Origin of the sequence: Gordonia sp. C13, from assembly GCF_023218005.1 — a bacterium.
In the GTDB taxonomy this organism is placed as follows: domain Bacteria; phylum Actinomycetota; class Actinomycetes; order Mycobacteriales; family Mycobacteriaceae; genus Gordonia; species Gordonia namibiensis.
The window spans coordinates 205,476-216,482 of record NZ_JALPSY010000004.1 but is presented as its reverse complement, the minus strand read 5'-3'; the positions used below and the strand labels follow the sequence as shown (position 1 = coordinate 216,482).

The 11,007-nt window shown below is 66.0% G+C and carries 9 protein-coding genes and 1 pseudogene; 2 read left to right on the top strand and 8 right to left on the bottom strand.

Going from position 1 to position 11,007, the window contains the following annotated elements; all coding sequences use genetic code 11:
• Positions 1-5: 5 nt before the first annotated feature.
• The 8 genes and pseudogenes from M1L58_RS05970 to rplJ form a co-directional block, all read right to left on the bottom strand.
• Positions 6-1,088 carry an MCE family protein gene (locus tag M1L58_RS05970; protein WP_248658186.1) on the bottom strand — a complete coding sequence of 361 codons (1,083 nt, stop codon included), beginning with the start codon at positions 1,086-1,088 and terminating at the stop codon, positions 6-8.
• Entirely contained in the window at positions 1,085-2,416 is a 1,332-nt protein-coding gene (locus M1L58_RS05965; RefSeq protein ID WP_248658185.1) for an MCE family protein, read from the bottom strand. The genes M1L58_RS05970 and M1L58_RS05965 overlap by 4 nt, the downstream gene beginning before the upstream one ends.
• 2 nt (positions 2,417-2,418) lie before the next feature.
• The gene (locus M1L58_RS05960) at positions 2,419-3,300 is read right to left on the bottom strand and encodes an MlaE family ABC transporter permease (RefSeq protein WP_006865197.1); all 882 of its coding nucleotides are present in this window, start codon (positions 3,298-3,300) and stop codon (positions 2,419-2,421) included.
• Between the two features lie 2 nt (positions 3,301-3,302).
• Positions 3,303-4,109 carry an MlaE family ABC transporter permease gene (locus tag M1L58_RS05955; RefSeq protein ID WP_006358237.1) on the bottom strand — a complete coding sequence of 269 codons (807 nt, stop codon included), beginning with the start codon at positions 4,107-4,109 and terminating at the stop codon, positions 3,303-3,305.
• 2 nt (positions 4,110-4,111) lie between these two features.
• On the bottom strand, positions 4,112-5,350 hold the full coding sequence (locus M1L58_RS05950) for an ABC transporter ATP-binding protein (RefSeq protein ID WP_006865198.1): 1,239 nt from the start codon (positions 5,348-5,350) through the stop codon (positions 4,112-4,114).
• Between the two features lie 384 nt (positions 5,351-5,734).
• Positions 5,735-6,117 (bottom strand): annotated as a pseudogene (locus M1L58_RS05945) (hypothetical protein); the annotation flags it as partial.
• A 102-nt stretch (positions 6,118-6,219) separates the two neighbouring features.
• Entirely contained in the window at positions 6,220-6,609 is a 390-nt protein-coding gene (gene rplL / locus M1L58_RS05940; protein ID WP_006865200.1) for a 50S ribosomal protein L7/L12, read from the bottom strand.
• Positions 6,610-6,690: 81 nt separating this feature from the next.
• Positions 6,691-7,215, bottom strand: a complete 525-nt coding sequence (rplJ, locus tag M1L58_RS05935) for a 50S ribosomal protein L10 (RefSeq protein ID WP_006865201.1) — start codon at positions 7,213-7,215, stop codon at positions 6,691-6,693.
• A 273-nt stretch (positions 7,216-7,488) separates the two neighbouring features.
• Between rplJ and M1L58_RS05930 the strand changes: the two genes are divergently transcribed.
• Both M1L58_RS05930 and M1L58_RS05925 read left to right on the top strand, forming a co-directional pair.
• On the top strand, positions 7,489-8,676 hold the full coding sequence (locus tag M1L58_RS05930; protein WP_248658184.1) for a glycoside hydrolase family 76 protein: 1,188 nt from the start codon (positions 7,489-7,491) through the stop codon (positions 8,674-8,676).
• 224 nt (positions 8,677-8,900) lie between these two features.
• Positions 8,901-10,925: a CocE/NonD family hydrolase gene (locus M1L58_RS05925; RefSeq protein ID WP_248658183.1), complete on the top strand. Its 2,025-nt coding sequence runs from the start codon at positions 8,901-8,903 to the stop codon at positions 10,923-10,925.
• Positions 10,926-11,007 lie beyond the last annotated feature (82 nt).

Below are 11,007 nucleotides of genomic sequence, written 5' to 3'. Positions count from 1 at the left end.
CGTGGTCACCCCCCTGGCTTCTCGTCGGCCCAGCAGCGGGTTGCCGCACTGGTGTAGAGCACGTGATTGATGTCGGGCAGCGGAACCACCGGCTGGGTCAGCAGTGTCGACTTGCCGTTGCCGGCCACCACGTCGATGCCGCACAGATAGAACTGGAACCAGGAGCCGAAGGTCGCGGCCCGGCCGATCTTCTGCGCCTTGATCGGCAGGTTGGTGAGCGTCTCCTCGATGTCCGCGTCACGCTTGTTGATCTGGTCGGCGAGCGACTTCAGACCGGCGATGTCGCCCTGGATGGACGGCCGCGTCGCGCCGAGGATGTTCGCGGTGACCGAGGTCAGGTTCGACACCGACGTGATCGCCGACCCCACCGAACCGCGCTGCCCCGCAAGGCCGGTCACGAGCTTCTCGGTGTTGTCGAGGAGGCTGGTGAACTGCTTGTCGTTGCGGTTGACGGTGTCGAGGACCTTGGTGAGGTTCCCGATCAGTTCACCGATCACCTTGTCCTTGTCCGCGATCGCGTTCGTCAGGTCCGCGGTGTCGCTGACCAGGCGCGTGATCGAGCCGCCCTGACCGTCGAAGATCGCGATGATCTGCTCGGTCAGCTTGTTGACGTCCTCGGCCGACAGCTGCTGGAACAGCGGGCGGAACCCGTTGAACAGTTCGGTGAGGTTCACCGGCGGATGCGTGTCGGTGCTGCCGGGTTCCAGACCGAAGGTATGGCCCTGAGGCACGGTCTGCGACGGGTCACCCGCTCCCCGCTCGAGGCCGAGGTATCGCAGACCGGTGAGGTTCCGGTAGCGGATGTAGAGCTGCGTGCCGTCCGGCAGCCGGTCGCGGTCGACGTTGAACGAGACCATCGCCCGGTTGCGGTCGTAGACCTCGACCTTCTCCACCTGTCCCACCCGGACGCCGGCGATGCGGACGTCGTCTCCGGCGTTCAGCAGCGTGGCGTCGGAGAAGACGGCCTTGAACTCGGCGCCGCCGTCACCGCCGGCGTTCGCGATGGTGAGCGCGAGCAGGCTGGTGGTGACCACGGTGACCACCGCGAAGATGATCAGCTTGACCAGGGGCGCGACGATCGACCTCATTTGATGTCGACCTTCGCTCCCTGGAGGGCGCCGCCGGCGATCATGGTGACCCAGGTCGGCACCGACTCCGGCGACTCACCGGTGGTCGCGCCGTAGATCACCTGCAGCTGCTTGCGATAGTCCGGGTCGTCGAACGGGTTGGGCTTCACCGTTCCCGCGGGGATCCCGCTGAACTGCGGCTGCGGGAGTTGCTTGACGGTCCGCGGGCCCGCGTTGCGTGACGGCGGCTGGTAGCTGCCGTCGGCGAGGCCGCCACCCGGGTACTGCGGGAACGGGCGACCGTTTTTGGCGGGCTCGTAGCACACGGCGGGCGGGTCGAGATCCATGAAGCGGGGTTCGTCCTGGTTCGGTAGGTAACGGCCACGGGGGTTGACGAACTGCAGGTTCACGCGCACACCGGGGTTCTTGGTGCCCTCGCCCACGATGTTGCGTGACTCGGGGATCAGGCCGGCGAAGTTGCGGAAGGTGCAGACGAACGTCGGGGACTGCTTGGCCAACCCGACGAGCAGTTGCTCGGAGTCGACGAACAGGTCGATCAGGTCGGTCCGGTTCTGGCGCAGCCATCCGGTGAGGTCGTCGGACGCCACACCGAGGGTCGCGATCAGTGTCCGCAGATCGCTCTGCCGTTCGACGATGGTGTTCGACGTGGTGCGGAACGAGTCCAGCGCATCGACGACGTCGGGCAGCGCCTGCGAGTAGGTCTGCGAGAAGGACGCCAGTCCCTCGAGGGTGCCCTCGAGGTCGGGCAGGTTCCGGTTGACCGCGACGAAGATCTGGTCGAGCTCCTCGAGCGTCGTGCCGAGCTGCTCACCGCGTCCCGACAACGCCTTGGACAACGAGGTGAGTGTCGCGTTGAGGTCCTGCGGCGGGATCGCCTCGAGCACCGGCAGCAACTTGTCGAACAACTGCTGGACCTCGAGGGCGTTGCCGCTGCTATCGGTCTCGATCGTCGCGCCGTTGGTCAGCGTCGGTCCCGTGTTGTCCTCGGGAACCTGGAGCGCCACGTACCGCTCGCCGAAGAGCGTCTTCGGCAGGATGCGCGCGGTGGTCTTGTCGGACAGCTCCGAGGCCTTGGTCGGATCGAGGCCGAGGATGACCTCCACCGAGCCGTCGGGGGCGGGCTTGACCGCACGGACCTCGCCGACGATCATGCCGCGCGCCTTCACGTCGGCGTTCGCGGGGAGCGCGTTGCCGGTGGAGTCGGTCAGCAGGGTGACGTCGGTGAAGTCCTGGAACGTCTTGTTGAACTTGGTGATGGTCGCGGTCAGGAACAGTGCGACCACGATGAAGAAGACCAGGCCGAGCAGCCTCTTACGCAGGGTCGACACGCCTAACCTCCCACTCTGACCGTCGTGGTGGTGCCCCAGATGGCGAGTCCCAGAAAGAAGTCGAGGACCGCGATGAGGACCAACGCCGCTCGGACCGCGTGACCGACGGCCACGCCCACACCTGCCGGACCACCGGATGCGTAGTAGCCGTAGTAGCAGTGCACCAGGATGATCACGAAGGCGAAGACCAGCACCTTGCCGAACGACCAGAGCACGTCGGCCGGTGGCAGGAACAGGTTGAAGTAGTGGTCATACGAGCCGCCGGACTGCCCGTTGAAGACAGTCGTCACCACTCGCGACGCGAGATACGCCGACAGCAGACCCAGCACGTACAGCGGGATGACGGCGATGAAGCCGGCGATCACGCGGGTCGACACCAGGAATGGGATCGACGGCACGGCCATCGTCTCGAGGGCGTCGATCTCCTCGGAGATGCGCATGGCGCCGAGCTGCGCGGTGAAGCCACAGCCGACGGTCGCGGACAGGGCGAGGCCGGCCACGAGGGGCGCCACCTCACGGGTGTTCACGTAGGCCGAGAGGAAGCCGGTCAGGGCCTGCGACCCGATCTGGTCGAGCGCGGCGTAGCCCTGCAGGCCGACGACGACGCCGGTGAAACCTGACATCAGCACCATCACGCCGATGGTGCCGCCGATGACCGCGAGTCCGCCCGAGCCGAAGGCGACTTCGGCGAGCAGACGCATGACCTCACGGGTGTAGTGCACCAGCGTCTTCGGCATCCACGCGAGGGTGCGGCCGTAGAACGACATCTGCTCGCCGGCACCGTCGAGCACCTTGAGTGGTTTGCCCAGCTGTTTGCGGGCCTCGTACATGTAGTACTCGGGCCTGCTCTTGGCGATCGTCACGCCACCGCCACCATCGGTCACGTCTAGCTCCCCTTCGGCGGAACGATCTGCAGGTAGACCGCAGTGATGATCAGGTTGGCGAGGAACAGCAGCAGGAAGGTGATGACGACGCTCTGGTTGACGGCGTCACCCACACCCTTCGGCCCGCCCTTGGGGTTGAGCCCCTTGTAGGAGGCGACGACGCCCGCCAGCACACCGAAGATGGCTGCCTTCAGCGTCGAGACGTAAAGGTCGGGCAATTGGGCGAGGGCACCGAACGACGCCAGGTAGGCGCCCGGGGTGCCACCCTGCACCACCACGTTGAAGAAGTAACCACCACCGATGCCGATGACGGCGACGAGGCCGTTGAGCAGCATCGCGACCAGGACCATGGCCAGCACACGCGGGACCACGAGACGCTGGATCGGGTTGATGCCCAGCACCTCCATGGCGTCGATCTCCTCACGGATGGTGCGCGAACCGAGGTCGGCGGCGACCGCCGATCCGGCCGCACCCGCGATGAGCAGCGAGGTCACCAGTGGCGAACCCTGCTGGATGACGACCAGCACGCTGGCCGCACCGGTGTACGACTCGGCACCGAGCTGTTTGATCAGCGAGCCCGTCTGCAAGGAGACGATGGCGCCGAAGGGAATCGCGATCAGGGCGGTGGGCAGGATCGTCACACTGGCGATGAACCACGCCTGCTGGATGAACTCCCGCCACTGGAACGGCCGCACAAAGGTCTGGCGTGCAACATCGACGAAGAGCTGAACAATATTGCCGGTCTGGGCGAGTGCACCTGTTCCGGCCTGCGCGATTCGGTCGACGCCACGCGTGGTGGCATTCGTCATCCCTAGATGGTCCGCCCTTCGTTCCCGTCAGCAGCACGATGACTGGGCTTGGTCAGTGCGTCGCCGCCACCGGGCGTCTGCCACTGCTCGGTCGGCGCATCGCTGCCGCCGTAGTCGATGACGTCGGTCTTGGGGTCGGCGACGGCCACGTTCCCGTCCGAGGCCTTGGTCCATTCGTTGTCGCCCGAATTGCCGTGGCGCCCGCCGCCCTCGTTGGCCATGCCCTCGGCGTGCGCGCGGCTCTCGGCGCGGATCTGGTCTTCCTGCTCCTGGCTGCGCAGGATCGCCTCCTGCGCATTTTTCGGCAGGTCGGGCAGCATCGCGTGGACGCGCTCACGGTGACGGGCGACGGCCTTGCGCTCGGGCATACCGGGATTGGGCTGGACCTGCGGGATGATCTCGGTGAAGTCCTCCTTGGTGCCACCACCGGAGATACCCGCGGCCTGCATGGCCTCTTCCTGCTTCTGGACGGCCTCGTCCTTCTCCTCCGACATGCCGATCGGACCGAAACGGTCGCCGGAGAGGAACTGCTTGACCACCGGCTGCTCCGAGGTCAGCAGCTGCTCGCGCGGACCGAACATCACCAGCTCCTTGCGGAACAGCATGCCGATGTTGTCCGGGATCGTTCGAGCGATGTTGATGTTGTGCGTCACGATCAGGATCGTCGCGTCGATCTGCGCGTTGATGTCGATCAACAGCTGCGAGATGTAGGCGGTACGAACCGGATCCAGACCCGAGTCCGGCTCGTCGCACAGGATGATCTGGGGATCGAGAACGAGGGCGCGGGCCAGGCCGGCGCGCTTGCGCATACCGCCGGAGATCTCGCCGGGGAGCTTGTCCTCGGCACCGGTCAGACCGACCAGGTCGATCTTCTCCATGACGATGTCGCGGACCTCGTTCTCCTTCTTCTTCGTGTGCTCACGAAGGGGGAACGCGATGTTGTCGAACAGGCTCATCGAACCGAACAACGCACCGTCCTGGAACAGGACGCCGAACAGCTTGCGGATCTCGTAGAGCTCCTTCGCCGAGCACTGCGTGATGTCGGTGCCGTCGATGATCACCGAGCCCTGCTCGGGATGCAGCAGACCGATCAAGGTCTTCAGGAACACCGACTTACCCGTACCCGACGGTCCGAGCAGTGCGGAGACCTCTCCCTCCGGAAGGGTCAGAGTGACATCACGCCAAATGTTCTGAGATCCGAACGACTTGGTGAGCCCCTCGACACTGACCTCTACACCCACAACTTCCTCCAGACGTTCGCTGCCCCCGAGAGCGGCCACGGTGTGGCCGCACACCAGCCGGTGGCATTTGTGGTTGGGGTCACTGTAACCGACCAGAGTCCACCCACAACGCGACCGGAGCTACTCAGCGTTGACGACGAGGAAGCTACCAACCGGTAACCCCCGCCGCGTCGATGACATTAGCGGATGGAACGAAGTGAGGGAAGTCGGACATAACCACCCCCTGTGACGCCCGACGCAGAGTCGCAGGTCACTCCGGTGGACGCCGTTTCGACTGTGCGACATCGACCGAAGTCGTTCGGCCGGAATGGAGTCGCACGCGACTTCCCGTCGGGAGACGGACGTCCACGAAGCGCACCAACCATCCCCCGGAGTACGGTCCGGTCAGGCCGCCAGCAGTCCGGCAGGCACCAACCAAGGCCGAATCGATTCGACCAACTCTCCGCGTTCCAGAGTGGACCAGGTCCAGCGGATCGCCATGATTCCTTGCGCCCGGAGCGCGTCCTCTCGCTTCTTCTCGCGGATCAACGCTGCGGCCGCCGTCTCCCCGGGCGCAGCAGCCGACCATACTTCTGCAGGCCGTCGAACTCACCGACGACTCGGCCGTCCCCGTCGAAGTCCGACCTCGCTTCCCCATCGGGGATCTGGAACGTGTGCTGGACACGAGGCAGCGGCAGCCCGGCCGCGATCATCTGCGCACCACTCCACGATTCCCCGACGCTCTCCGACCGGGCGTCGGCGAAGGTGAGAGCGCGACGAGCGGTACCCATGTTCGCCCCGCTCGTGCGACATCAATCCAGATCCCCGAACGACAACGAACCCGGGACAGCAAACGCTGTCCCGGGCTCGTGGAGTCGAGTAAGAGAGTCTTACTTGACGGAAACCTTGGCGCCGGCCTCTTCGAGCTTGGCCTTGGCAGCCTCGGCGGCCTCCTTGTCGACCTTCTCCAGGAGAGCCTTCGGAGCACCCTCGACGAGGTCCTTGGCTTCCTTCAGGCCCAGACCCGAGACGACCTCGCGGACGACCTTGATGACCTGGATCTTCTTGTCGCCGGCACCCTCGAGGATGACGTCGAACTCGTCCTGCTCGGCAGCAGCCTCGGCGCCACCGGCAGCCGGTGCGCCTGCAGCGGCAACGGCGACCGGAGCGGCCGCGGTGACCTCGAAGACCTCTTCGAACTTCTTCACGAAATCGCTGAGCTCCAGCAGGGTCAGTTCCTTGAACTGCTCGATGAGCTCGTCAGCGGTGAGCTTCGCCATGGTGGCGTCCTTCCTGTAAGTCCCCGTACGGGGTTGGTGTGCATCCCCGTACGGTCCGGGGACTGGCTTTGGTGCGGCGAGTTATTCGCCGGCTTCGTTCTTCTTCTCCTGCAGGGCCGCTGCGAGACGCGCGACCTGCGATGCCGGCTGGTTGAACAGACCGGCTGCCTTAGCCAAGTTGCCCTTCATGGCGCCGGCGAGCTTGGCCAGCAAGACCTCACGGGTCTCAAGGTCGGCGATCTGCTCGATCTCGGCAACGGACAGCGCGCGGCCGTCCATGTACCCGCCCTTGATGACCAGAGCCTTGTTGTCCTTGGCGAACGTCTTGATCGCCTTCGCGGCCACAACCGGCTCACCTTCGATGAAGGCGATGGCGGTCGGACCGGTGAACAGCTCGTCGAGCCCTTCCACGCCCGCATCAGCTGCGGCACGCTTCACCAGGGTGTTCTTGGCGACGGAGTAGGTTGCACCCTCACCGAGGGAACGTCGCAGCTGGGAGATCTGGGTGACGGTGAGTCCACGGTATTCCGTGACCACTGCCGCCGTGGAGCCCTTGAACTGCTCTGCGATCTCCGCAACAGCGGCGACCTTTTCGGACTTGGCCATACTTCGCCTCCTCTCCTCGTCACTTGAGTTGGTCGGGTTCAACTGAGCGACGGGCCGTGGAGGCGATCGACGGCGGAAATGACAAACGCCCCGGCACGCAGGCACGGGGCGTGAAGACGCACACTGATGTGTGGGACCACATTCCTCGTTCATCCTGCGTGGGCCGGCGACTCTGTCGCGCCTTCGTTCGGGAGTTCCCGACGACCAACGGTCTCTGGTTGAACCGATACGACGCACGGTTGTGCATCACACCGACGACTAGGCTACGTCCCTGTGGGGGAACAAACCAAATCGACCGACGTGCACGACCCCAACGAGCGGGCGCAGGCCGCCATGGACGCGGTCACGGCGCGGCACCTGCAGCGGGCCTTCTGGTTGCCGGCGACGCGCACGGCGGCGGTCGCGTGGCCGATCGGGTTCGTCGCGGCGCATCTCGGATCCTGGCATTACTGGTGGCATGCGCATCTCGTCGACCTGCTCGTCGACGCCGCGATCCACCGACCCGAGGGCTCGGGGTACGGCGACCGTTCCTTCGATCCCGATGTCGCCGACGACGCGAATCGGGTGTTGCGCGGGATCAAGGTCCGCAACCTCGGACGGTGGACGAACAACTACTACGACGACATGGCCTGGTTGGGGTTGGCGGTCGAACGCGCCGACCGTCACCTCGACCTCGACCACCGGCGGGGCCTGGAGATCCTGACGCGACGAATGCTCGACGCGTGGGTCCCCGAGGACGGCGGCGGCATCCCCTGGCGTACGACCGACCAGTTCTTCAACGCCCCGGCGAACGGCCCCGCCGCGATCCTGGTCGCCCGTACCGGTCACGTCGAACGTGCTGTGGCGATGTGCGATTGGATGGACGCCAACCTCATCGACCCGAAGACGCACCTGGTCATCGACGGCCTGAAGAAGCAGCCCGACGGTTCACTGAAGGCCGAAACCGGTACCTATACCTACTGTCAGGGCGTCGTTCTCGGCGCCGAGCTGGAAGCCTTCCGCGCAACCGGTGACCAGCGACATCTGGACCGTCTGGCCCGTCTGCTCGGTGCCGTCGAGAAGCATTCGTGCACCGACGGGGTGATCCACGGCGGAGGTGGTGGCGACGGCGGCCTGTTCCACGGGGTGCTCGCCCGTTATCTCGGGCTCATCGCCACCGACCTGCCGGATGTCGACGGTTCGGATGAACTGCGTGCCCGGGCAGCCCGGATCGTGATCTCGAGCGCCGATGCGGCGTGGTCGAACCGCACCGAGGTCCGCGGCCGCGTCGTATTTCCCAGCGACTGGCGCAGCCAGGCCGTCGTACCCACCGCCACAGGCAAGAAAGCCCAGTTCGTAGCGGGTGCGGTGATGCCCTCAGAGGTCCCCGAACGCGACCTGTCGGTGCAACTGTCGGCGTGGATGGTCCTCGAGGCGGCCGCCGCGATCGACCTGTCGCTACCGGAATGTGACCGGCCGTAGACCTCCGATGGCCAAACCGAGGCCACCTGGTTAGCCATCCGATACCGGAGCTGAGCTATTCTTCAGCGAACGCGTGAGGTGACCTGGAACACACCGATTTCCGCCGCCAGCGGAGCCGGCCCGGCGCTCACGACCGACACGAAGGGGTGTCGGTGTCCACCCGGCCATCTCGACCAGCAGCACTCCCGGTGCGACACCTCTCACCCCAGGCAGGGTGGTGCACCATGACGTATCAGCTGGATCCCGCGGAACGCCGTGCGCGGCCGGTTCCTTCACCGTCGCGACGCCCCACGGAAGCACCCCATTTCGGCACCCTCCCCCTCGGCGACCCGACCGGAGGTGCCGACGGCATCCGCTGGCGCGAGCAGGTCGACGGCAAGCAGCTGTACCCGCGTGTGGCCATCGACCGCGACGTCTCGATCACCATGAGCGACGGGGTGATTCTGCGCGCCACCGTGATCCGCCCCGCCAACCGGTTCGGGCAGACGGTCCTCACCCCCTACCCCGCGATCGTCAACATCAACCCGTACAACCGGGCGGCCATCGACTTCATCGACCAGGCGCTGCACGCGCCCGTGCTCGGCAAGGCGCTGCACACCGCGTCGGCGTCGATCGATGCGACCGGCACCGCACTCGAGGGCCTCACCACCCTCACCCAGACGCTGTCGGGCGGCGTCTTCGACGTCTTCGGCATCAACCGCAATCTCGTACGCAGCGGCTACGTCCAGGTGGTCGTCGACGTCCGCGGTACCGGTGCGAGCCACGGCAAGTGGCAGATTCTCGGCCCGCGCGAGCAGGAGGACTCGGTCGAGATCATCGACTGGGTCAGTGAGCAGGAATGGTGCGACGGTACCGTCGGCCTGGCCGGCTGGTCGTACTCGGCGATCAACTCGCTGCAGGCCGCCGACAAGCGCCCGCCGCAACTCAAAGCCGTGTTCGCCGTGGAGGGTTGCGACGACATTGTGCGCGACATCTACATCACCGGCGGCATGCCGTCGGCGTTCATCCCCGTATGGCTGTCGGCGGTGAACGTGCTCAAATGGGTTCCCAACCCCGCCAACATCATTCGGGACATCGCCAGAGGTCACGCACTGAAATGGGCCGTCGACCGGGTGAAGTCGCCGGCCACCGAGATCCCCTCGCTCCTCTGGGGTTTCCTCACCGCCCGCGATCCACGCATCTTCGACGACCCGTACTTCGACGAGCGCGACCCGATCGTCGACCGTATCGAGGCTCCCACGTTCACCGTCGGCGCCTGGCATGATCTGTTCGGCCGCAGCGCAACCGGCGTATACGAGCGGTTGAACATGGAACCCGGCCGCAAGCAGATGATCGTCGGTGACGGCTATCACCTCGACGTCGGTTCGGGGTATGGCGGCAAGTTCGCGCCGCCGCGTCTCGACGTCCTCGAACGCGCCTGGTTCGACCGCTGGCTCAAGGGACACCGCAACGGCATCGAGTTCTACGGGCCGGTCACCATGCTGCAGCAGGGCGGTGCCTGGACCGCCGGACAGAACTTCCCGCGCCCGGGCGTCGCGCCGAAGCGGCTGTACCTGACGCCCGACACGTCGGCGACCGCAGACCACGCCGTACACGACGGGACGTTGGGTTCAACTCCCGCACAGGGAGTCTCGTCCCTCCACGTCCGACCCGACACCCGCGGACTCCGATCCCGCGACATGACCCAGGTGACCGCCGGCGCCACCATGATCCTCGGCGCCGACTACGCGAAGGACGCACGCTTCCAGGAGCGTGGCGCACTGTCGTTCACCACCGCACCGGTCACCGAGGCCACGCCGATCAGCGGCGCGATGAACCTGCGACTCAACGTGGCCACCACCGCCCATGAGGCGATCTGGGCGGTGACCGTGAACGACGTCGCGCCCGACGGCGCGTCGACGGTGCTCACCAACGGCGCCCTCTCGGCGTCGAATCGTGCGCTGGACCGCAGCAAGTCGACCTACGCGTCCGACGGCAGCCTGCTCTCGGCGCATCACTACCTGTCCCGCAAGCGCAAGCTCCCCGTGCCCGCCGACGAGCCCGTTCGCATCGACGTCGACCTGGTCCCGACCGACGCGGTCCTGCAGCCGGGCCACCGCCTGCGCGTCGACGTCTACGCGGCGAGCCTCCCCCGCTACCTCACCGTGGTGCCCGATCTGATCAAGGCCCGCGGCCGTAAACAGCGCCTTGTCCTTGACCCCGACCATCCGAGCTACCTCACGCTGCTCGCGGGCGAGGGACTGCGCTGAGTCCCTGCTTCTCCCGCGAGCCGAGGCGCGCGGTAGCTGGCATAGTGACAGTCATGCACACCGATCGGGAACCGACGTGAAA